10 protein-coding genes and 4 pseudogenes are annotated in these 24,244 nt (G+C 63.2%); 6 read left to right on the top strand and 8 right to left on the bottom strand.

Going from position 1 to position 24,244, the window contains the following annotated elements:
• Window positions 1-56: 56 nt before the first annotated feature.
• On the bottom strand, window positions 57-11,123 hold the full coding sequence (locus AADZ78_RS15680; RefSeq protein WP_085251844.1) for a type I polyketide synthase: 11,067 nt from the start codon (window positions 11,121-11,123) through the stop codon (window positions 57-59).
• A 333-nt stretch (window positions 11,124-11,456) separates the two neighbouring features.
• Here AADZ78_RS15680 and AADZ78_RS15675 point away from each other — a divergent pair, with 333 nt between their 5' ends.
• The 4 genes and pseudogenes from AADZ78_RS15675 to AADZ78_RS15660 all read left to right on the top strand — a co-directional run.
• Window positions 11,457-12,878, top strand: a complete 1,422-nt coding sequence (locus AADZ78_RS15675; RefSeq protein ID WP_085251842.1) for a condensation domain-containing protein — start codon at window positions 11,457-11,459, stop codon at window positions 12,876-12,878.
• A gap of 147 nt (window positions 12,879-13,025) precedes the next feature.
• Window positions 13,026-16,028 carry an RND family transporter gene (locus tag AADZ78_RS15670; protein WP_239656826.1) on the top strand — a complete coding sequence of 1,001 codons (3,003 nt, stop codon included), beginning with the start codon at window positions 13,026-13,028 and terminating at the stop codon, window positions 16,026-16,028.
• A gap of 69 nt (window positions 16,029-16,097) precedes the next feature.
• Window positions 16,098-17,228 carry an acyltransferase PE gene (gene pe, locus AADZ78_RS15665; protein ID WP_085251840.1) on the top strand — a complete coding sequence of 377 codons (1,131 nt, stop codon included), beginning with the start codon at window positions 16,098-16,100 and terminating at the stop codon, window positions 17,226-17,228.
• A gap of 78 nt (window positions 17,229-17,306) precedes the next feature.
• Window positions 17,307-17,417, top strand: a pseudogene (locus AADZ78_RS15660) (dihydrodipicolinate reductase); the annotation flags it as partial.
• Window positions 17,418-17,422: 5 nt separating this feature from the next.
• On the opposite strand, the pseudogene AADZ78_RS15655 reads toward AADZ78_RS15660, so the two are convergent.
• From AADZ78_RS15655 to AADZ78_RS15630, 6 genes and pseudogenes are all read right to left on the bottom strand, one after another.
• Window positions 17,423-17,515: pseudogene (locus tag AADZ78_RS15655) on the bottom strand (enoyl-CoA hydratase/isomerase family protein); the annotation flags it as partial.
• Window positions 17,516-18,051: 536 nt separating this feature from the next.
• The gene (locus AADZ78_RS15650; protein ID WP_085251839.1) at window positions 18,052-18,618 is read right to left on the bottom strand and encodes a TetR/AcrR family transcriptional regulator; all 567 of its coding nucleotides are present in this window, start codon (window positions 18,616-18,618) and stop codon (window positions 18,052-18,054) included.
• A 581-nt stretch (window positions 18,619-19,199) separates the two neighbouring features.
• Window positions 19,200-19,352 (bottom strand): hypothetical protein, encoded by a 153-nt coding sequence (locus AADZ78_RS15645; RefSeq protein ID WP_169726361.1) that lies wholly within the window; start codon window positions 19,350-19,352, stop codon window positions 19,200-19,202.
• Between the two features lie 36 nt (window positions 19,353-19,388).
• Window positions 19,389-19,694 carry a hypothetical protein gene (locus AADZ78_RS15640; RefSeq protein WP_204079875.1) on the bottom strand — a complete coding sequence of 102 codons (306 nt, stop codon included), beginning with the start codon at window positions 19,692-19,694 and terminating at the stop codon, window positions 19,389-19,391.
• 206 nt (window positions 19,695-19,900) lie between these two features.
• Window positions 19,901-20,311 (bottom strand): type II toxin-antitoxin system PemK/MazF family toxin, encoded by a 411-nt coding sequence (locus AADZ78_RS15635; RefSeq protein ID WP_239656718.1) that lies wholly within the window; start codon window positions 20,309-20,311, stop codon window positions 19,901-19,903.
• Window positions 20,312-20,319: 8 nt separating this feature from the next.
• The gene (locus AADZ78_RS15630) at window positions 20,320-20,625 is read right to left on the bottom strand and encodes a hypothetical protein (protein WP_239656719.1); all 306 of its coding nucleotides are present in this window, start codon (window positions 20,623-20,625) and stop codon (window positions 20,320-20,322) included.
• A 678-nt stretch (window positions 20,626-21,303) separates the two neighbouring features.
• Between AADZ78_RS15630 and AADZ78_RS15625 the strand changes: the two genes are divergently transcribed.
• Window positions 21,304-22,620, top strand: a complete 1,317-nt coding sequence (locus AADZ78_RS15625; protein ID WP_085251834.1) for a cytochrome P450 — start codon at window positions 21,304-21,306, stop codon at window positions 22,618-22,620.
• A gap of 373 nt (window positions 22,621-22,993) precedes the next feature.
• Here the strand turns inward: AADZ78_RS15625 and AADZ78_RS15620 are convergent.
• Window positions 22,994-23,297, bottom strand: a pseudogene (locus AADZ78_RS15620) (IS1380 family transposase); the annotation flags it as partial.
• On the opposite strand from AADZ78_RS15620, the pseudogene AADZ78_RS29115 reads away from it, so the two are divergent.
• A pseudogene (locus tag AADZ78_RS29115) lies at window positions 23,224-23,764 on the top strand (ketoacyl-synthetase C-terminal extension domain-containing protein); the annotation flags it as partial. The pseudogenes AADZ78_RS15620 and AADZ78_RS29115 sit on opposite strands and share 74 nt — an antisense overlap.
• Window positions 23,765-24,244: the final 480 nt, after the last annotated feature.

Below are 24,244 nucleotides of genomic sequence, written 5' to 3'. Positions count from 1 at the left end.
GGGCTGGACGTGCGCGAAGTTCCTGCTCGGCGACGAGCGACTGGCCTCCAGCCTCGCTAGCCCGACTCAAGAGCACCGACGGATTCCACGGCGTCCGACGGTGCGACCAGCTCCGGCACCTGACCAGCCAGGTACTCAGCGAGCGACCTGATCGTCGGATAGTCGAACACCGCGGTAGCGCTGATCGCGAACGCGCCACCGAACTGGCCGAGCAACCGGTTACGGAGTTCGACCGCCATCAGAGAATCCGTACCCAGATCCAGGAACCGGCTGGTTGCGGACGGCGGTTGGGCGAGGCGCAGGAAACTTTGCACTTCGCGCTGCAGGAATTCGGTCAGGAAATTGGCGCGCTGCACCTCGGGTACCTCGTGTAGTTGCCGGAGCAACTCACTGTCGCCGGTTGTCGCCGCGACAGCGCTGGGCAGCACGTGGTCGAGAATCGGTGGGCGAGAACCGCCCAGCACCTTCGCGGCACGCTGCCAATTGGCCTTGATGACGGTTGCTTGTCCTGTGCCGTGAGCGACAATCTCACCTAGCGCGTTGAGGGCGGCCGTGGGTTCCAGCGAAACCATGCCTTGCGCACCAAGATTGGCGCGCGCGGCGTGCGAAGTGGCCATGCCGCCCTTCGCCCAGGGACCGAAGTTAACGCTGGTCGCAGGCAGTCCTCGCGCCTTGCGGTACGCAACAAGCCCGTCGAGCAGCGCGTTAGCGGCGGCGTAGTTGGCCTGGCCGGGTGAACCGAGCACGCTGGAGGCCGACGAGTAGGCGATGAAGAACTCGAGCTCGTCCTCCCTGGTCAGCCGATGTAAATGCCAGGCACCCAACGCTTTTGGCAGCAGGGTCGTCCGGAAGCGTTCCACGCTCTGCTGTGGTAGCAGCGCGTCGTCGAGCACGCCCGCCAGGTGTACCACCCCCGCGAGCGGCGGCAACTCCGCCCGGATCCGGCTCAGCAGCTCTGCGACCTGAGACTCGTCGCCGACATCGGCCGCAAAGGCATGTATCCGACACCGGTAGCGCTCCATGATGTCGGCGATTGCGCGTTGTGCGTTCGCATCGGGCAGGCGCCGGCTGGTCAACACGATGTCACCGGCCCCGAGTTGGGCTAGATACGCCGCGGTGTGCAGGCCGAGCGCGCCGAGACCGCCGGTGATCAGATAGCTCCGACCGCCGCGAGGCTGTAGCGGGTTCGGCACCTGAAGCACGATCTTCCCGATATGCCGCGCTTGCTGCATACGGCGAAACGCTATCCTCGCCTCCGTTAGCGGGTAGATCTCGGCAGGCAGCGGCGCCCACTCGCCGCTTGCCAACCCGTCCGACACCTCGGCCAACAAGCCCCGGATGCGCTCTGGGTCTTGCGCGATGGTCGCGTCCAGCGCAACGATCTCGTAGTCGATATCGGGACGGATCGCCGCCATCTGCGCGCGCGTCCAGATGTCTCGCTTGGCAATCTCGGCGAACCGGCCATTCCGGGCGGTGGCCCGCACGGTCGCCTCGACGAATCCTTCATTGGTCAGGGAGTTGAGGACTACATCCACACCCGAGCCGCCGGTATCCGTCAAAATCTGATCGGCGAAGTCCGTACTGCGCGAGTCGTAGACGTTTTCCACACCCATCCTGCGCAGCGTCGCGCGTTTATAGGTGCTGGCGGTAGCAAAGACGATTGCACCGCACTGCTGTGCCAACTGGATCGCGGCCAGTCCCACGCCGCCGCTGGCGGCGTGGACGAGCACCCGGTCACCGGGCCGCAGCTTCGCCCAGTCGAACGCGAGTCGGGCCGTAAGTGCCGCAGCGGGTAAGCTCGCCGCGGCTACCGCGCTCAGCCCTTTGGGCACCGGCGCCAGCAACTGGGCAGGCACATTGACCCGACTGGCGAACGCCCCCTGCATGAAGCCCATGACGCGTTGGCCAACCTCGAATCCGGCGACGCCGGTACCCAACTCGGTGACGATGCCGGAGAAGTCACCGCCGATCGGCCCCGGATCGCCCGGGTAGAGGCCCAGCACATTGAGCACATCCCGGAAGTTGAGACCCGCGGCCTCCACCCGGATCTGCACCTGGCCCGCAATCGGCGGCGGCACTTCCGTCTCAGCCAGACGCAGGTTATCGATAGCACCGCGTTCGGTCGGTGCCAAGACATAGTCATTCGCGCGTGGTACCGCGAGCTGCCCGCTGCGCGCCCATGGCAGTAGCCGCGATACCAGGAACTTTCCTTGTCGCAGTGCGAGTTCGGGTTCCGCAACGGGTGTGCCGGGTGCGCCGAGCAGGCTGGCTAGCGAGGGCACGGTGTCGTCGGATCCGTCGTGGTCGACCAACCTGCACCGCAGGGTCGGCTGCTCGGCGATGATGGTGCGTCCGAGCCCCCACAGCGCCGCCTGCACCGGGTCAACCGGCTCGCCGGGCTCGGTCGCCACAGCCCTTTCGGTGATGATCCACAGTCCGCCAACGAGTTTCACCGTCTCGTCAGCCAGCAGGGTATGCACGGCACTGACCAGGCCGGCGATCTCGGTCTCCAGCCGCGCGGCGAATTCAGCGCTCGACTCTTCTGCGCTCGGCTGCCCGGTGCTGCGCCAGACGATGCCGCTGATCGGCGCACCGCGCTCCTGCGCCTGTGCGGAAAGCCGCTGCCAGTGCTCCGGATCTGGAGTGCCATTACAGCGGATGCAACTTGGCAGCTCGGCCGCCAGCTCCTCGAATCCGGCAATCAGCCATGTCCCGTCGGGGTTGTCGGGGGCCCCGATATCACTGCTCGACGCCGGCGGCGGCACCTCGTTCCAGCCGAGGGTATAGAGGAGCCGAGTGGCATCGCCGCCAAGCCCGCGCAACAGCGCCTCCCGGGGCGCGCGTTTCACCGTGAACTCGCGGATTCCGCCCAGCTGGTGACCATCCCGATCGACGAAATCCAGATCGAAGACTTGGGTTTCGCTGTCCAGACCGCCAGCCTGCCACCTCGCGCGGCAGTAGAACCGCCGTGGCATTCGCTTGCGCAGCATGACCTGGCCGTAGCGCAGCGGCAGGAACAGATCGGCCACCATCCCTTGTTCGGTCGCCGCGAGAAGCGCCGGGAAGGCCGGGAAGGCGATTCCGGTGCACAGGTCCAGCAGGACCGGATGGATCGGCTCGCTTCCGAGCTGTTCGGCGAGTTCGTCGCCGATGACGACATCGCCGACCGCCTCACCCTCACCGACCCACAGCGATTTCAGGGAAGTGGACCAGGTGGGTCCCCACGCCAGGTCCATGTCGGCGAAGGTGTCGAACAGCTGCTGCGGACGCGTGCGATTCAACCGCTCGCATACGACATCGATGGAATCCGCCGAATCGGATGACGGCTCATCGTCGACACCGGTGACGACTGTGCCATCGGCGTTCAACGACCACTCGGCATCGCGAGCACCGTACGGGCGGCTGTGCACCTGAAATGTGCCACCTCGGCTGTCGTCGGTCGGATGCAACGTGAGCTGCACTTCCCGGGAACTCTTGTCGCCCAGGATGATCGGTTCATAAAAGAAGACTTCTTGTACCCGCGCCGGCGGCCCGACCGCGGCAAGGGCCATCGTCGCGTACGTCGCGCCCGGAACCACAACGGTGCCATAGATGACGTGATCGGACAGCCACGGCTGCGATTTGACGGACAGCCGGCTGGTGTATACAACGTCGCCGGACGCGAGATCCTTTGCACTACCTAGGATTTCGGCTACGGCACCACCCTCGCCGGCTATGCCCGCGATGGCGGAAGTTTTGGGCCAGAACTGACGGCGCTGGAACGGATAGGTCGGCAGTTCGAGTCTGCGGCGCGGTAGCTGGTGCAGCGCAGCGAAATCGGGCCGATGCCCGGCGACATACGCCGCGGCTAGCGCTTCTGCCATCTGACGCCGGGCATCGGCGCCCTTGCGCAGGGAAACGATCGCACGCGGCGCGGCCGAGGATTCCCAAACTTGCACCGCAGCTGCGGTCAAAAACGGTTGCGGACCAATCTCCATCAACACCGAGCATCCGAGCTGCGCAACGGTGCGCACACTTTCGGCGAATTGCACCGGCTGGAGGGAATGCCGCCGCCAATATTGGGCGTTCAGTGGGGTTTCCGCCGTGAGCACCGCCCCGGTGCGGTTGCAGACCAGCGGTCGAGTCGGGACGGCGAACTTCAGGCGCGCTGCGTACGACTCGAATTCGTCGAGCGCCGGTTCGAGTAACTCGGAATGGAAAGCGTGACTGGTGTCCAGCCACGAGCAACGGATCCCGTCATCGCTGCACGCGGCGACAATCTGTTCCAGATCCGCGCCCGGGCCCGACAGCACCGTGTTGGGACCGTTGTAGGCGGCAACCGAAACCCGCGGAAATTTTTCGGCGACGCCCTCCACGTCCTTTGCGTCGGCGAAGACCGCCACCATTCGCCCGCCCCCAGGCAGACTGCCGAATAGCCGGCCGCGTTCGGCCACTAACCGTGCACCGTCTTCGAGACTGAACACATCGGCCACACACGCCGCCGCGTATTGGCCCACGCTGTGCCCAAGCACCACATCGGGCTCGATGCCCCACGACTGCCACAGCCGGGCCAGGCCCATCTCGACGGCGAAAAGCGCAGGCTGAGCAAAAGAGGTGTGCCGCAGTGTTTTTCCGGCTTCGCCGCCGGTGTCCCTGTCGGTGGCGAACAGCACCTCCAGCAACGGACGCGGCAACATACCGTCGACCGCGTCCGCGCATCGTGTCACGGTATCGGCGAACACCGGCTCGGCGTCGAACAGCTCGCGCGCCATCCCTGGGTACTGGCTGCCCTGCCCGGTGAACAACCACGCCGTCGTAGGCGGGTCAGCGCACTCGCCACGTACTACGCCCGGTCGCAGCCTGTTCTCGGCCAACTCGGCCAGTAGCTCCCGTGCGCCCGGTACCGAATCGACGACGAGCGCGGCTCGGTGTTCGAACTTCGAACGCCCGACCCCGGCCGTGAAGCACACATCGGTGATGTCGACCTTTGGGTGCGCATCCAGCCAGGCCGCATATCGCTGCGCCACCGCCACCAGCGCCTCCGGTGAGCGCGCCGACAGCGGCAACACGCTGACCGGTCCAGCTGAGGCGTCCGACTCCGGTCCCACGGCGACGTCGTCTGCCGAGTGTTCGTCAGCGGTCGCCGATCGTGGTGGCGCCTCCTCGATCAGGACATGGGCATTCGTGCCGGTGAACCCGAAGGAACTCACTCCGGCACGGCGTGGCCTGCCGTTGGCCTGCCAGGGAATTGCTTTGTCCACGACCCGCACCGGCAACAAGTCCCATGGAATGTGCGGTGACGGTTTCTCGAAGTGCAGGTTCTGCGGCAGAACGTCGTGCTGCAGAGACAACACGACCTTGATCAGACCGGCTACCCCCGCTGCCGACTCGAGGTGGCCGATGTTGGTCTTCACCGATCCGAGCAACAGCGGCCGGTTCGGGTCACGGCCGCCACCATAGGCGGCCGCGGCGGCCTGGACCTCGATCGGGTCCCCGAGCGAGGTGCCCGTCCCGTGCGCTTCAAGGTAGTCAACATCGGAACCGCCAATGCCGGCACGAGCTAGCGCCGCGGAGATAAGCCGTTGCTGTGCACCGCCGTTGGGCACGGTCAAACCACTAGAAGCGCCGTCCTGATTGACCGCGCTGCCCGGGATGACCGCGCAAATACGATCGCCGCCGCGCACCGCATCGCTCAGCCTCTTGAGCACCAAAATCCCGCATCCTTCGCTGCGCACATAGCCGTCGGCGGCGGCGTCGAAGGTCTTGCATCTTCCGTCGGGGGACAGCATCCTGGCGCGTGCGGCGGCAACGATGGATGCCGGGCTCAACAAGACGTTCACCCCACCGGCCAGCGCCAAATCGCAGTCACCGGAATGCAATGCCTGGCAGGCCTGATGGACGGCCACCAGCGACGAACTGCACGCGGTATCCACCGCCACCGCCGGTCCTTCCAGTCCCAGCACGAAAGCGACCCGACCCGCGATGGCATTGAGCGCATTGCCGGTGATGAAGTGCGATTTGATGGTCTCGACCGAGTCGGTGGACAGTAGATGCGAATACTCGTTGGCAGCCACCCCCACGAAGATGCCGCTTCGACTGCCGCGCAACGTCGCAGGCGAATACCCGGCACGTTCCAGGCCCTCCCACGCAACCTCTAGCATCAGCCGCTGCTGCGGATCGATCCACACGGCCTCGCGCGGTGAAATACCGAAGAATTCCGGATCGAATCCGGCGATTTCGTCGAGGTATCCACCGCAGCGGCTGTAGATCTTGCCCGGTGTCTCGGGATCCGGGTCGTAATAGTCGTCTATGTCGAAGCGGTCATCCGGGATCTCCCTGATCGCATCGACACCGCCGGACAGCACCTCCCAATAAGCGTCGGGATCGGGCGATCCCGGAAAACGGCAGGCAACCGCGATAATTGCGATCGGTTCATCCGACGGCCGGGTCATTTCCGAGGTCATTACCGAGACCGGCCGGGCCCCCGAACCAGAAAATGGCTGTCCGCTGAGGCCGAGCACGTCGCCGAGCAGGTAATCCGCCACGTCGACCAGGCGTGGATGGTCCATCGCGAGCGTCGCCGGCAGCTCCCTGCCCACTGCCTGCTCGGTTCGGCGGCGCAGTTCGACGGCCATCAGCGAATCCATGCCGAGGTCGAAGAATCCGGCCTCGTCGCGGATCTCCGCCCCATCGATCCGTGTCACCTCCGCGACGACGTTGCGCAGATACTCCACGACAATCTTTTTCCGCCGCTGCGCTGGAGCGAGGGTGAGCTGCTCGACCAATCGGGTGGTCCCCGACGCCGTCGGTGTCGGAGCGGACTCGGGCACCTCACGCTCTAGTTCCGCCAGGAATGACCGCTTCCCGGCCTGCTGGTAGAGCGCCAGGAAGCGGGCCCAGTCGATCCGGGCCACAACCCCCTGTGCTGACGAAGCCGCCATGAGTTCGGCCATCCCCGCCAGTGCGTCAGCGGGCGGCAATGTCTTGACCCCGCGCCGATCTAGTTGCGCACGGGCGTCCTCGTCGGCCATCCCCGCCATCCACGGACCGAAGTTGACGCTGATCCCCGGAATACCCTGCTCGCGCAGCCGCCAGGCCAGCCCGTCGAGGAAGGCATTGGCCGCGGCATAGGCGGTCTGGCCGAAGCTGCCCCATACCGCGGCGATCGAGGAGGTGCAAAGGAAGAAGTCCAATTGCATGTCCGCCGTTGCTTCACTCAAATACCAAGCGCCCCAAACTTTCCCGGCGAACACTCGGTCTACTTCGGCGTCGTCCAGGGTGCGCAGCCCGGTGGTACCGATCTCGCCTGCGGCGTGGACGATGCCGGCCAGCGGCGGTAGCTCGGACTGCACGGTGACGATGAGGCGAGCGACGTCGTGCGGGTTGGCAACGTCGGCCGCGATAACCCGGAATTCGCAGCCGGACTGTTCGCGTAGCGCATCGATGCGCTGTTGCGCCGCATCGCTGGGTGAGCGTCGGCCGGTCAGCACCAGCTGCCGGGCGCCGTGCGCGGCGAGATATCCGGCGATCTCCAGTCCGACCGCACCCAGCCCGCCGGTCACCAAATATGTCGCGTCACCACGCAGTGCCAGCGGTGTTGAAGTCGGCTGTGCTGCGCATCGAGACAGCCGGGCAACATAGACCGCAAGATCGCGCAGCGCGACTTGGTCCTCCCTGCTGGCCGCGCCGCGCGGGACGGCCACCAACTGATCGATCAAGGCCGACCAGTCGTCGGTGCCGCCTTCGGAAAGATCCGCCAGTCCGCCCCACAGCTGCGGATGTTCCAGCGAGGCAGCGCGGCCGAACCCCCACAGGCAGGACTGCACCGGCGACACGGTGTCGGTGCTAATGACCCGTTGTGCCCCACGGGATATCAGCCAGATGGGTGTGCGGAGTTCAGCGGCGAGCGCGGCGCGGAAGAGGTGCCTGATTCCGCCCAGGACTCGGTGTTGCATCGCCAACAGCGACCGCATCGACGGCGCACTGTCATCGAGGGCCGCGAGATACAAGATACGCAGCCCCGGTTCGTCTGCCACCGCAGCGCGCAACGCGATTTCGAGCCGTTCGGAGTCCGCATCGGACACCGGCAGCCCGAGGATCCGGTACCGATGGCCGCGTGCGGTCAGCGCGTCGACCAATGGCGCAACGACGGCGGCGTTATCGCCAACGAGGAGCCAGGCAGACGGCTCGTCGGCTTCCGCATCTGAGACGGTGGATTTCTCCCAACGAATCTCGTAGCGGGCGTCCGCCACGCTCTGGGCCTCACGCTGTTGGTTGTGTTGTCTGGCAAGCCTTGTCAGCACGTCGACGGTCTGTTGATTGCCGCTCGCACCATCGAGCAGCGAAGCGAGTTCCTCGATGCGGCCGTCTTCTAGAAGCCGGATGGCTTTGGTACGCATGGCATCGGACTGGGCGGAAGACCGGGTCGGCCGGACCCGCTTATCCCGGAACCAGTACGGGCGATGCTGGAATGGATAGGTGGGCAGGTCGAGCTTGCGCGTCGGCCCCTGCCGGAGAGCGCCGAAGTCGGGCAGGTGGCCGACGATGTAAGCGTCGGCAAGGGCTTCGGTGATCTGGCGATGGTCAACGCCGTTTCGACGCAATGACGCGATCGCCCGCGGTGCGGTTGCCGGGTCAGGCCACGCTCGCAGGGCTGCGGCGGTGAGCACCGGTTGCGGGCCGACCTCCAGCAGCACCGCGCAGCCGAGATCGGCCAATGTCTGCACGCTTTTTGCGAATTCGACGGGTTGCCGCGCATGGCGGCGCCAATAGGCGCCATCCGGTTTCGCGTGCCAGCCCAGGGTCGTGCCGGTCCGGTTGCACACCAAAACCCGTTGTGGCGGGCCGAACTCGAACTGGTTCGCATACGACTCGAATTCGTCGAGGACCGGATCCAACAGCGCCGAATGGAAGGCGTGGCTGGTTTCCAGCCAGTCACACCGGACACGGTCGGCTATCAACCCGGCCACCGCCCGGTCCAGATCCTGCGCGGGTCCCGACAGCACGGTATTGGCACCGTTGTAGGCGGCCACCGACAACTGCGGAAACTCGTCGGTGAGGCTCTCGACCCGCTCGGCGTCGGCGAAAACCGCGACCATCCGACCGCCGGCTGGCAAACTGTTGAAAAGGCGGCCGCGCTCAGCGAGCAATAGCGCTCCGTCCTCGAGAGTTAACACGCCTGCGACACAGGCAGCCGAATACTGGCCGACGCTGTGGCCGAGCACCACGTCAGGCTCCAGGCCCCACGACTGCCAGAGCCGGGCCAGGCCCATCTCCACGGCGAACAAGGCCGGCTGGGCGTAGCGCGTCTGCCGCAAGGTGTCTTGAGGATCCGAGCCATCCGGGCTATCCGCATCGAAAATAACGTCCAGCATTGGTCTTTCGAGCACGCCGGCGACGGCCGCCGCGCACCGGGTCACCGTCTCGGCGAACACCGGCTCGGTCTCGAACAACTCCCGAGCCATGCCGGCGAACTGGCTGCCTTGACCTGGGAACAACCACGCTGTCTTCGGCTTGTCGGGGCATACCCCCCGCACCAAACCCGGTGCCGGGCGATCGTCGGCGAGCGCACCGAGTAACTCAATGGCCGATTCCGTCGAATTCACCACCAATGCCGCCCGGTGCTCGAGGTGGGATCGCCCAACCCCGGCGGTGAAGCAAACATCCGACAAGGTGGCCTCCGGATGCGCGCTCAACCACCTGCGGTATCGATCGGCGATCTGCCCCAATGCGGCCGGGCTGCTTGCCGATAGCGGAAGCAGGTTGAACCGTCGGTCCACGGGCGCCTCGACCGGGCCCGGTGACGCAGCAACTTGGCCTACTACATCAGGCGCTTCCTCAAGAATGATGTGCGCGTTGGTCCCGGAGAACCCGAACGAACTGACCCCTGCAACGCGGGGCCGACCGTCGCGTTCCCAGGCGGTGGCCTCCGCCACGACCCGCACCGGAAGCTGATCCCAAGGAATGTGCGGCGACGGATTCCGAAAGTTTAAGTGCTTCGGCAACACCTCATGCTCGAGCGACAGGATGACCTTGATGACGCCCGCGATCCCCGCGGCTGCCTCCAGATGACCGATATTCGTCTTCACCGATCCGATCAGCAGCGGCCGGCTGGGGTCGCGCCCGTCGCCGAGAACCGCAGCCGCGGCCTGGACTTCGATCGGATCACCCAGCGATGTCCCGGTTCCGTGCGCCTCCAGGTATCCGACGTCACCGGCTACGACACCGGCACGCTCCAGCGCCTCGGTGATGACCCGTTGTTGAGCGACGCCGTTCGGCACCGTCAGACCGCCCGATGCGCCATCCTGATTGACCGCGCTGCCCCGGACCACGGCTCGAATCCGGTCGCCGTCGCGGATCGCGTCATCAAGCCGTTTCATGACGACGACACCGCAACCCTCGCCGCGCACGTAGCCATCCGCGGCCGCGTCAAACGTCTTGCACCGGCCGTCCGGAGCCAACATCCGCGCCTGTGAAAAAGTGATCATGGTGCCAGGGCTGATCAGAACGTTCGCGCCGCCGGCCAGAGCGAGGTCACACTCGCCCAACCGCAGCGCTTGGCACGCCTGATGGATTGCCACCAACGAGGAGCTGCACGCCGTATCGACTGTGACCGCCGGTCCCTGCAACCCGAGCCGATAACTGATCCGACCCGCTCCGGCGGCAGCCGCCGTGCCAATTGCCATATGGGCTTCGATCTCGTCGTAACTCAGCTCATCCGACATCATTCCCAGGTAGTCATGGGTGGACAAACCCATGTAGACACCGGTCTTGGTGTTCGCCAAAGCCGCTGGTGCAGTGCCCGAATGCTCCAGCGCGTGCCACGCCGTCTCCAACAACAGCCGATGCTGCGGATCCATCAGCCTGACCTCACGCGGCGACACCCCGAAAAACGGAGCGTCGAACCCCGCCATGTCGTCGATGAAGCCTGCCCGGCGAGTCACAATCTTCCCGGGCGCCCCGGGCTCTGGGTCGAAGAACTCCTCGACATCCCACCGTTCCCAAGGCACGTCCGACACCGCGTCCCGGCCTTGCCGCAGCACATCCCAGAACTCGTCCGCGTCGGCGGCGCCCGGAAATCGCGCCGCGTAGCCCACTATCGCAAAACCCGATGCCCGCGCCGTCCGATACTCGACGGTTGCCATGCAGTTGTCCCTCCCTGCCTCTGCCGGCGAAGATTCGATGCCCGCGTCGGGGCCGTGGTACCTCCAAACCACGTCTTCGGCCGCCAGTCGGCACGAGTATCGCAAGTATGAATAGTTCACCGTGCCGGTACGAGCAAAATTGCCAGGACTGCGGCCTTCGGCCTGCGTCGCACGCGTTCTCAAGAACCGTTCCATCACCATAGCCGCCTGGCGCATCCATGTGCAGTTGCGGGCGAATCCGCGCAGGTCGGAGACGGTGAATGCGGAAGAGGTTACCCTGATCTCGCTACCAGCGTGGCCGGACAGCAGCTGTCCAGACCGGGGAGGACGATATTGCGTATCGGAAAAATTACGATCGGCTCAATTGATGAATGGACGCTGAACCCAGGCGTAGTCACATCTTGGCACCCCACAATTGCGGCTCGGGAAAAGGCCCGGCAAGCGCCGGTCAGTTCTGTACCAGTCAGCTACATGCAGGCCCAACATCTTCGGGGTTATTACGAACGAACAGCCTCGGGGCTCGACTATTCACGGGAAATCATCGCGACCTGTGAAGTACCCGGCGAGTGCGATATTTCTGCCATGAATAACGCGCTCAACGCATATTTGCGTCGGCATGATACATACCGCAGTTGGTTCGAGTACACGGATACCGGAGCCATCATCAGACATACCATCAGCGATCCTGCTGATATCGAATTTGCGCCGATCAATCACGGTAAAATGACCGTTGAAGAATTACACGACCATGTAGTGCAAAACCGGAATCCGCTGCAGTGGGATTGCTTCACCTTCGGAGTTATCCAAAGCGAGAGCAATTTCACATTCTATGCGTGTATTGATCATATCCACGGGGATGCGGCGTTGATTGGGATCACGATGTTGGAGTCCCATGGAATGTATACAGCGTTGACGGGAGACGGCAAACCCCTCGCGTTGCCCGATGCCGGCAGCTTTGACGATTACTGTGTCCAGGAGCGCCAGTACACGTCAACTTTAACCGTCGATTCGCCGCAGGTACGCGCTTGGATTGACTTCGCCGAGAATAACGATGGATGCCTTCCCGAGTTCCCACTTCCACTGGGCAACCCATTTGAGCCGAGTGACAGCCGCATGGTCAAAGAATTCTTGATGGATGCGGAACAAACAGCAAGATTCGAGTCAGCCTGCACGGTGGCCGGCGCCCGCTTCATTGGCGGCCTGTTTGCCTGCATCGCACTGGTGGAACATGAATTTACCGGTGCTCCCACATATTTCGGACTTACTCCCAGAGATACACGCAGAACGTCGGATAGCTTTATGACTCAGGGTTGGTTTACCGGCTTGGTTCCGATAACTGTCCCGATAGCTGCAGCGTCTTTCGGCGATGCCGCGTGGGCAGCGCAGGCTTCTTTCGATTCAGGTTTGGACATGGCGAAAGTGCCGTATTACCGTGTATTGGAATTGGCACCGTGGTTGAGCTGGCCTCGTCCGAACTTTCCGGTATCGAACTTCTTGCATGGCGGCGCTGCCCCCCTTAACGCTGTGCTCGCGGCGGCCGAGTTGGGTTATGCGAAGAACATCGGGATCTACTCCGATGGAAGATATTCATACCAACTGACCATCTACATATTCAGGTCCGAGGAGGGGACGGCAATGGCGATAATGTTTCCAGACAATCCGGTTGCCCAGAAATCAGTTGCCCGCTATATGGCGGCGATGAAGTCCGTGTGTGTGCGGGTCGCTGACATCGGGCATTGGGGACGCGTTGCGTAGGGTGGAGTAATTCGATGGCCACTTCTGAAATGCGTAATTTCCGGGCCGGCGGGGTAGGAAATTGCGCGGTTTCGACAGGGCCTCAACGAGTGCCGCGGGCGGGCGCACACGATGGCGAGTCCGCAGGATGAGGGTGGTGAGGCTGCTGTGCGACGACTAGCCGATTTTGTGGTGTGGCGGCCCTGGGTAGTTATCGGGATCTGGGTCGCGATTGCAGTCGCACTGCCGCTGACTTTCCCGTCCCTGAACGCGATGGCCCAGAAGCATCCGCTCGCCATCTTGCCCAGCGACGCGCCGTCGAGCGTTGCCGCCCGAAAAATGACGGCAGCGTTTCACGAATCGGGCACAGACGACCTCCTGTTGGTGGTCCTGACCAACGAGAACGGGCTTGGTCCGGCCGACGAAGCCGCTTACCGCAAGCTGGTGGACGCGCTCCGCCAGGACACGCGGGATGTCGTGATGTTGCAGGATTTCCTCAGCACACCATCCCTGCGTCCGGCCTTGACCAGCCAGGACCACAAATCCTGGGTGCTGCCGGTCGGCATTTCGGGTGAGTTGGGCACGCCCCGGTCCTACGCCGCCTACATGCGGGTTGCCGACGTCGTCAAACACACCCTGGAACGAACCCCTGCGGCAACGTCGCTGAAAGCAAACCTCACCGGGCCCGCGGCCACCGTCGCCGACCTCACCGCCGCGGGCGAACGCGATCGGCTTCCGATTGAGCTGGCGATCGCCGTCCTGGTGCTCGTGGTCCTGCTGTTGGTTTACCGCAATCCCGTCACCATGCTGCTGCCGCTGATAGCGATCGGGCTGTCCTTGCTGATCGCACAGGCCGTGGTAGCTGGATTGTCCCAACTGACCGGCTTCGCCGTTTCGAACCAGTCCATCGTATTTCTGAGCGCAATGATAGCCGGCGCGGGCACGGATTATGCGGTCTTTCTCATTAGCCGCTATCACGACCATTTGCGACTCGGCGCAGATTTCGATAAAGCGGTAAAGCTCGCATTGATCTCGATCGGAAAAGTTATCACCGCCTCCGCAGCGACGGTGGGAATCACCTTTCTCGGAATAAGCTTCTCCCGGATGGGGGTGTTTTCGACGGTAGGCGTGTCGTCGGCGATTGGGATCGGTGTGGCATTCCTTGCCGCGATCACGTTGCTGCCGGCCATTCTGGTAATAGCCGGGCCACGCGGCTGGGTCACGCCGCGGCGCGAACTCACCGCTCGATTTTGGCGGCGTTCGGGGATACGCATTGTGCGCCGGCCCAAGGTTCATTTGGTTGCCAGTGTGCTTGTGTTGATCATTCTGGCTAGCTGCGCCGGCTTGGTGCGCTTCAACTACGACGATCGCACGGTCCTGCGATCGTCCGCCTCGAGCTCGGTCGGATATGCCGCGCTCGAACATCATTTCCCGGTGAATCAGTCCATTCCGGTGTACATCCTCGTCCAGTCACCGCATGACTTGCGCACTCCGCAGGCCCTTGCAGACTTGGAGCAACTGGCCGACCGAGTGAGCCAACTGCCGGATATCGCGCTGGTCAGTGGCATCACCCGACCTATGGGAGTTGTGCCGGAACAGTTCAGAGCCACCTATCAGGCGGGCGCTATCGGCGCTCGGCTGGGCGGCGCATCCGGTGTGATCAGCGACCACGACGATGACCTCAACCGACTGGTCAAAGGGGCCAACACGCTGGCCGACAACCTTGTCGATGCGCGCGGTCAAGTCAACCAGATGGTTTCCAGTATCCAGAGTCTGATCGATGCATTCTCATCAATGAAAAGCCAATACGGTGGAGACAAGCTGGTCAAAGAAGTCACCACCGCGGCCAAGCTGGTAAGCAGCATCAATTCGCTAGGCGCCACCATGGGCGTGAACTTTGCGGCCGTCAAGGACATGTTCGCCTGGATAGCCCCGGTGCTGACGGCACTGCAGGCCAACCCGGTCTGCGATGCCGATCCCTCCTGCACCACTACCCGCGACCATTTTCAGCGGCTGGTCAGCGCGCGTGGTGACGGCAGCCTCGACCAGATCAACGATCTGTCTCGACAACTGGAGACGTTCCAAGACAGGCAAACCCTCAACGCAACGGTAGACCGACTGCGTGGTGCACTCACCACCTTGGTTAACGCGCTACATTCCATGGGGCTGGACCGACCCGGAGGGCTGCAGGCGGGCCTGACCAACGTCCAACAAGGCGCCGACCGCTTCGTCGGCGGCAGCCGGCAGCTGGCTGACGGCGTGGAACAACTCGTCGACCAAATCAGACAGCTGGGTGCGGGGCTCGGCGAGGCATCGGCGTTCCTACTGGCGATGAAACATGACGCGGCAGGGCCGTCAATGGCGGGGTTGAATATTCCACGTCAGCTACTGCACATGGACGAGTTCATGAAGGCCGCAAAGATGTTCATTTCGCCGGATGGCCACTCGGTGCGGTACTTGGTGCAAACAAAACTCAATCCGTTTAGCGCCGAAGCGATGGATCAGGTCAATACAATCGGCGATACCGCCCGCGGAGCACTACCGAACACCGCATTGAACGATGCCTCGGTATCGATGGCTGGATATCCCGTTACGCTGCGGGACACGCGCAACTATTATGAGCACGACATCCGATTCATCATCCTGGTGACCATCGTCGTTGTGCTACTCACCTTGATGGCGCTGTTGCGAGCGGTTGTCGCTCCTCTGTATCTGGTCGGTTCGGTCGTGATTTCGTATCTGTCGGCGCTCGGTATTGGCGTCGTGATGTTTCAATTCGTACTTGGCGGGCAATTGCATTGGAGTGTGCCTCCATTAGCGTTCGTGGTGTTGGTGGCGGTGGGAGCCGATTACAATTTGCTTTTCGTCTCGCGAATGCGTGACGAGTCTCCGCACGGCATGCGTTACGGCGTCATCCGCACCTTGACCGCGACCGGCGGTGTGATTACCGCGGCAGGTCTGATCTTCGCCGCGTCGATGTTCGGTCTCCTGTTCTCCAGCATCAGCACCGTGATCCAGGGCGGTTTCGTGATCGGTGTCGGAATCTTGCTGGATACCTTCGTGGTGCGCACCGTAACGGTGCCCGCCATCGCGACGCTGGTCGGGCGGGCGAACTGGTGGCCGTCACGGCCGAGCTTGCGGTCGCGGTCACCGGCCGGGCCGGCGGAGTAAGGTCCGGGCTAGTTGGGACGCGCGATGTATGCAAAACTACGAGACCAAGCGAGCGGGTGGGGAGTAGGAATGAAGAAACTACTCGCAGGAGTTACCGCGCTGGTAACTGTCAGCGCCACAGGATGTTTCGGATTTGGGATCGCGACAGCCGACGAGACGCCAGCCGCCGAGACGCCAATCGGCGAGGCTCCGGCAGACGGGACGGCGCGCGGCGGGACGGCGTATGCGCTGGGGGGCGCGCACGTTTTAGGTATCCCCTACGACGAGTACATACGTCGCGAGGGTGCCGAATGGTTCCCGAACCTGAATCGACAAATTGTCAACTACCCCGCAGGGCAGGTTCAGGGCCACGTGCTGGAACGACTCTTCCCAGGCATCGGCCGACTGGATGAAAGCTTTCCGGGCTTGGGTATGGACGGCCCCAGCGTCGGCGAGTCCGTCGTCACCGGAGCAGACAATCTGGATGCGGCGATCCGCAGAGGTGGTCGGGGTACCGCGATTGGCTTATCCGAAGGCTCGCTCGTGGTCGACGCAGTGCAGGCCCGGCTTGCCAATGATCCCACCGCTCCACCGCCAGATCAGTTGACCTTCGCCACATTTGGTGACCCAATCGCGCGCCACGCCTTCGGTGAGAGTTTCCTCACCGCGATGTTTCCCGTTGGCTCCGTCGTTCCTGCACTCGACTACCGGATCCCGCCTCCGGTGGAAAGCCAGTACGACACCAAGATGTTCATTGCTGCATACGACTCGATCGCCGACTTCCCCGACCGGCCGGACAACCTGGTAACCCTCGCCAACACGTTCATGGGCCTCGTTACTGGTCATACTGCGGTTGCCTTCACCAACCCGAGTATGGTTCCGCCGCAGAACATCCGAACAACCGTTAACTCCAGGGGTGCGTCGACAACGACATATCTGATTCCCCAACGACATCTCCCGCTGATATTGCCCCTCAGCTATCTCGGGGTGCCGGAGGACGTGCTGAATCAGCTCGATGCTGAACTGACGCCCATGGTGGCTGCGGGATATTCGCGAAACGACGATCCGCTGACCGCTCCGCTTGAAGTGGACCCGGTGCGAGGCTTCGATCCCGCGGCCATCACTGCACCGGCGACTCAGGCCACCTTTGGCGGCGGCGCCGATCCTTTTTCGCAGATCCTCTCCGGTGCCATGTTTGCATTGGGTCAGGGCAACCACTGACCAGCGATAGCTGCAATCAACCGTTGCAGCAATAGTGGCTCCCCAGCAGGTGGTCGGCACCGGCGCAAAGGAGCATCGATGATCACAACCAGCGCGGACAGTCCCCTGCGGGTGATCCAGTGGACCAGCGGGAACATCGGGCAGCGATCGCTGCACGCCATCATCGGCAGACCGGAACTGGAGCTCGTCCTAAGTTAAGGTTCCGGCACATCAAAGTGCTTGTCGCGGAGCCGGAACGCTTCCTTGGTGCCATGCTCGGCCCGCGCTTTGACGAAGTTGAACTCACCTGCGTCCACCCGACCTCCTCACAGACTGCAGATTTTGCATTGCAGAATGCAAATATTGCAATCCGAAGCCCCAAAACGCGCAGGTCAGAACCACTCGGAGACGTGCCCACAAATGCGCCCGATGTCGAACCGCTAGCGCTGGCAGACGCCCGTCGCCACTAAGCGAATCGCCCTGTACGACAGCGCAAATCACTCCACGAGCAGGGCAGTATCATAAGCAGAGGTATTCGCATCACCTGCGAAAAACCAACTTACAACCTGGCATAACGGAAGTTTCGATGCAGGCCGAGCTAGCCACCGACACCCAAGAGCACAGCGCAGCATTGATGAGCCGCTGACTGCGAATCCGACTGGTCGGTCCGCACTAGCCGGCCGAAGGCGTGCCGAAAAGCTCTCTCCCGCAACACCGTCGAAGGACTTAGCGGAGAAAAGCCGAACTCGCATGTCCTACCCGACAAAATGATGTTGCCGCTGCGGGGCCCGATCCGGAGGGCAGCGTTTGGGATCAGTTGCGTAAGCCCATGGGATTCAGAGAATCAGGGGCGCAGCATGAATTCGACAAGATCTTCGCGATCGGCGACCGCAACATGCGAGCGTATGGATTTTGACAGGTGCAGCGCGCCAATTCCGAAGGCGAACGTCCAGTTGGCCCGTTGTTCGGCTGTCTTTGCGTCGAACCCGTGGTCGAGGAACGCCTGACGCACGGCACGGCGAGTGCGACGATCGGACGAACCGACGCTGGCAGCAGCATGCGGGTTCGACCGTGCCCACTCGCGCATGGCGCGTTCCAGCATCCAGAAGCGTGGACTCACCAAGAACGACATCATCTCGATCAGCCGCGCCCGAGGTTCGAGGTCCGCCAGGTCCTTGAGTTGTTGGTGGTCGTCGTCTCGCCACTGAGCCCAATTCGCCACCAGCGCGGCCTTATAGGCAGCCATGTCGGTGAAGTGCCAGTAGAAGCTACCTTTGGTCACCCCGAGTTGCGCGGTGAGGTTATCGATCTTGAGGGCCTTGAAGCCTTCGTCGGCCAGGATCGCGTAGCCGACCCGCAACCACGCGTCCTTCGTCGTAGCGGTCGAAGTCCGCTTCTGCTCCTTTGGCATCGCTACATGCAATCAAACCGGGAATCGAAAAGCCGAGCCGCTTTGTCATCGGTCGCCGACACCAATGGTCCTTCCCAGTTCTTCCGGTTGCGAACAATGAAACTCCCAGGAGTAAGGGGAATCGCTCCCGTAGAGCAGTCGTTCTGGCCCGACGACGTCGGCGGCCAGGCGCAGTGCCGCCGGGTCTGCTGACAACGCGACGTCGTAGTAACACCTCCGCAGTTGGTCGCGAACTGATTTACGGCGGCCGTCGGCGGATGACGGAAACTCCGGGGTGTACGTGCGACGCGGGGTGTACTTGCGACGCGTTGCCCGACATACGGACATCCTTACCGCCGTCCCGCGGGACCAGCAGTCCCCACCAGTTACGTGTCCACCATCAGGGGCACCCCAGATAAGGAATACTGCGCTGCGCAAGGTTGGGTACTCCCAGGAGGGCCGAGTGGATCCGCATATCGTGGTAGGCGCCGAAGCCCCGATAGCATACCAAAATGTATGGTATAGCGCGCGCTGAGTTCAACAGGCGGTCGCTAGCTGGTGGCCAACTAATGTCCCGCGCCATTAGTTCGTTACGGTAATTGTCATCGATTCGGATCGGCGGTGGGCCGGGTAGACAGGTGCAGCTTGTAGGCCTCAATGTGCGCCCGACGTAGGTCGGCGACGCAGTGCACCTCGGGGGCATTGACGGCCAGCCAGCCGGCGAACTCGCGCAGCACGCCCTCGACGCGCACCATTGTCGAGGCCCGCGGCGACAGCCGGGTCTGGGCGATCTAACCGGTGAGGGTGGTGGCCAGCATGGGTGGGACCGCTGCCCACTGGGCGGCCCGCTCGGCCGAGCGGTCTGGGGCAGTTTTGCGGGGCGCGGTGTCGAGGACGCCGAGGTGGAACAAAGTGGTCTGCGCGCCGAACAGCGCCGCGCTCAGTGCCTTGGTGCCGTGGCTGTCGGGTCGGTAACGAGTTATCGCGGCGATCAACGCTTTTCGCTGGTCATCGATCACCGGCTGGGTCAGCCGCTCGGCAGTCAGCCCGGCCAGCGCGGCCACCTTGGCCAGCGCCGACCACTGCAGGCGGGTCACCACAGGGCCGAACCCGAGCTCGGTGGAGGTCGCGGTGGACCGTTCGTGGACCCAGCCCGGACTACCTCGTGGTGTGTCGGCCCTACCTCGGCGAAGTCGCCGCTCATCATCACCGCAGGTTCCACCTATTCGATCCCTCAACTCGCATAGCCACGGCTCGAACGGCGGGGACAGATCAAGTGGACTCAGTAACGGGGACTCGCCAATTATTTCCCGGTCACGCCTTCGAGCTGCGCCGGGAAGGCATCGTAGTGGTAGTCGCTCATGCCCCTGTTCCTGTGCTTCTGAGGTCGTACGGCCCCTCCGGACTGTGCATTCAGGGGAGTGCTATCACGGAGAGCTCTACTGATCTCCTGCATTGTCGGTGGAGAAAGGATGCCGAGGGATTCGGTGAGTTCATCGTGGTAGAGCTGCACGATGTCGTCGACCAGGACGAACCCGACGAGAGGGTCGGCGTCGGTCAAGGGCACCACTGTAGGTACGTGCGCATTCGTGCTCGTCGTCGTGATCCGAGCCGCCAAGACCGTGTCCAGGTTCCTGTTCCGCGAGTTGTTGCTGAGGACCACCCAGGGCTTCGCGCCGTGCCCCAGGTCCACATGGTATGTCTGGCTCCGCATCCCGCGACTCATAGACCGGCCTCGGTCCTGTGCGCGTAGCGGTCCCGTGCCGCCTGCCGCTCGGCGCGGGCGGGTTCGCTGTTGAACTCCGCGGCCAGTTGGGCGTATCCGGCATCGAGAACGCGTTCACGGAGCGCTTCAGCTCCGGCCTGGAGCAGTGCGCGAAGCGCGCCGGCTTCGGATTTGATGTCGCCCTCGCCTCGTTGCCTCGCCCACTGGCGCAGCACCTCGAACGACGCGGAGCCTTCGGTGAGGTACGGCGCGACCACCGCTTCATCGGTGTCTTTGAGGATCAGGCTCACTCGCTTACTCATGACACATATCCTGCACTGCTATTAAGTGCATAGCCAAGCGCATTTTATGGTGCACCCGCAGGCTGAGGAAGGCTCCAAGCGGGCCTTCTGAGGGTTCTCCCGAAATGCGCCTCGCTTTCGTCATCTCGGTAATCCTCGGAGAGGCCTACGTAGAGGGGGAGTCCGGCAAGAGAGATACCTTCGCTGGAATCTTGATTGCGGACAAGTGCGCCGGAGTGACCAACCAATATCGTTGCGTTTCAGTCGAATACAGCTCCGTCGTCCGTTCGCCCGACGTTGTCCGCATATTCGGTGTACTTGTCCCATGTTGTCTGATGCCTTGATTCGACAACTCGGTAATCTCGCGCAGCAACACATCACCGCTGTGGCCCCGCTGCCGAATCCGTGTCCGGCTGCACGTTGGTATGCGCTGTGAGCGTGCGGCCGCAGTTGCGGCTTGGAACCGGCCGCGGTTAAGCATGAGATGAAGCAGACCCTGGCAGCGATTAAGGCCGTGGTGGAGTGGCAATACGCCCGCCTTGCGACCCAGCCCCGTCGGAATGTGCAAGCGAAAAGCGGGTTTCGTCGCGACCGCGTGTGGGACAGACCCCGGTATGTTGTGAGAGGCTTGCGCTGGACCCTGGGGCAGCTGGGTGCCGTTAAACTCATCCGCGACTGATTGCCAAGGGGTGTGATCACATGCAGGTACCGGTCCGGGAGTGGTCGCATTGGGCGGCGGGTTACGGATTCCCAGGTGCGACGCTGAAACTGCTTGCACGCCAGGGTGATCCGTTGGCGCGGCTGCTCACAATCGACAACGACCGGGCCAGCGATATTTATCCGCTCATCGAGCAAGTTCGTGGGCGCGGACGCATGTCCGCGGTGAAAGGGGCGGGTTGGGTCACTGCCGATGCACAGATTGTGCGAGAGGTCTTGCGCGATGGCCGGTTCAGGACCGTCAAGTACCGCGAGCGGTCACCGCTGCGCATCATCCAATGGATCCTGACCAAGACCAGCCCCGATGTGCTGAACCCCCTCGACCCGCCCTCCATGTTGGCCACCGACCCCCCCGAGCACACGCGCTTACGTCGCCTGGTCTCGCGAACGTTCACCCCCCGCGCCCTCGAAGGACTTCGTGCCCGCGTTCACGAAATCACCGACGGGCTGCTTCGCGATCTAGAGGGCAGCGCCGAGTGCGACTTGATCGGGCAGTACACCTCGCGAATCCCCATCGCGGTCATCGCCGAGATGCTCGGAATTCCACCGGCCGAGATACCCCACCTTCTTGAGGTCAGCGTGTCGACAACGAGATTGATCGGCTCCATCGCCGTACCCTGGCGCGAGTTTCGGGCGGCGACGACAGATCTACGCGAGCTCGACCTTTACCTCGCCAGGCACATCGAGCGGCTCCGTCAAGACGACTCCACCAACAGCATCCTGTCCGACGTGATCCGCACCGGCGATTTCACCGAAGTCGAGATCAGGTTGCTGGCGGCGCTGCTCCTGGGTGCGGGGTTCATCACCACAACTCATGTCATGGGCAAGGCCGTCGTGACGCTCGTCCGACACCCCGATCAGCTCGCCGCGCTGCGCGCGAACCCCGACCGATGGCCCAACGCGATCGAGGAGATCCTGCGCTATGACACGACCGGCCTGTTGGCGGGGCGGGTCGCCACCGAACACGTCGACATCCACGGATACCCCGTCCGGGCAGGCGAAACAATATTTCTTCTGGTGGGCGGTGCCAACCGCGACCCGGCACTCTTCGCACACCCCGATATCTTTGACACCACCCGCGCCAACGCCCGCGAGCACGTCACCTTCAGTACCGGTGTGCACTCCTGCCTGGGGGCCGCGCTGGCTCGCATGGAGCTACATATCGGGCTGCAGTCGTTGTTCGAGCACTTCCCCCAGCTGACCTTGGCCGGCAAGCCGGCCTTCAACTACAACATCGGGCTGCACGGACTCACGCATCTACCGGTGTCACTTGGAGCGGTAGATGCAATCGTTCCCTAGCTGCCGCGGGCGGGAATTCGCCGAGACCCTCGAGCGGATCTGGGCCGGCATCAGCCCCGAGCACGCCCCCAGCGAGGAGGAAGTTGCGCGCCTCGCCGCCGAAGAGCTGACTGCGGTACGCACAAAGCGCACGCCGCGTCGGGCGGGCTGAGTCCTGCACGAACCACTGCGGGTTGTCATCGACCCCAACGTGCGGGTGTCGGTGCAGGTCGAACCACGGCTGGACCAAGTACAACCGGCAGAGTTCAGCTCGGCCCGTCATGTCATCACTATGCGTATCCCTGTGGCAGTGCGTGAAGCCGTGGACGCCGCCGCGGCGGCCCACAGGATTGATCGATCGAGCTATTTGGCCGACGTGATTGCTGCATGACTTGTCGCAGTCGTCGCGATGATTCGCGTCGGGCCGCCACGCCACGGGCAGCGAAGCCAGCGCCTGCTTAAGGACCTTGACGTGGTCGGCGGCGATGTCGGAGCCGACGCGACCGGTGCGCAGCAGCCCCGCCAGCGCTTCACCCCCGGCGATCTCGGGGCGGTCCAAAAAGGCCAGCAGCGGGGTGGTGACCGTAGGAATTCTTCCAGGTCGGTGCCGCCTTCTCCTTGTTATCGGAGTGGTCGATAACCAACGGAGCACTGGCTAACGCTGGCGTGGAGCCCGCCGACGTGGACGTGGTGGAAGCCCATGGTACCGGCACGATGCTGGGCGATCTGATAGAAGCAGCAGCCCTGATGGCAACCTACGGTCGGCGCCGGCCAGACGGCGTGCCGTTGTGGCTTGGGTCAGTCAAATCCAACATCGGCCACACCCAAGCCGCCGCCGGAGTGGCCGGGGTGATCAAGATGGTGCAGGCGGTGCGTAATGGGGTCATCCCGCCGACGTTGCATGTGAACGAACCCGTCCCGTATGTGGATTGGGCGCCGGAAAGCTTTTGTTAGCCACCACGGCGCAGCAGTGGCCTCACAAGGACGGCACCCGCCGGGCTGGAGTGTCAGCATTCGGTATCAGCGGCACGAATGCACATTTGATTGTCGAAGAAGCCCGGATGTTCCTGCGGCCCAGCAGGATACGACTGAGGTGCCAAACGAAGGTGTTGTCCCAGTCGTTTCCTGGGTGGTCACCGCAAAATCGGCGATCGCGAAGTCAGGCGCAAAACAAATCCAAGACCAGGCCGGCAGCAGCATAGGAAACCCTCCACGATTTCGGGGGAACCACACACCTGCCGTCGGCGGCCATATCGATCTTGTCCTCCACGTCGGGCAAACCTTCCGGGCCACGCGCTTAAACGACGTGAGGCACCACGGCCGGCCACGCGCACCAATTGTGTGAGGCACGCCGAGGCCCCGATAACATACCAATACGTATGGTATCGTGCGCTGAGTTCGACAGGCGGTCCCTAGCTGGTGGCTAACTAATGTCCCGCTAATGTCCCGCGCCATTAGGTCGTTACGGTAATTGTAGTCGATGGGGATCGGCGGTGTTTGCCAGTGAATCATGTTGGCAGGTGGGATGATTCGCGTAGGACATCACGCGGACGCCCGGCGGACTCGGCGCGCTTTCATGATTGGCCTTTGGAACTCGGTTTAAGTGCGGTTCACTCCGACGGTCCGCTCGTGGCAGGCAATATCG

This window comes from Mycobacterium riyadhense (genome assembly GCF_963853645.1).
GTDB lineage: Bacteria > Actinomycetota > Actinomycetes > Mycobacteriales > Mycobacteriaceae > Mycobacterium > Mycobacterium riyadhense.
Note: the sequence above shows the minus strand (reverse complement) of the source record. Positions and strands in the feature narration are given on the sequence as shown.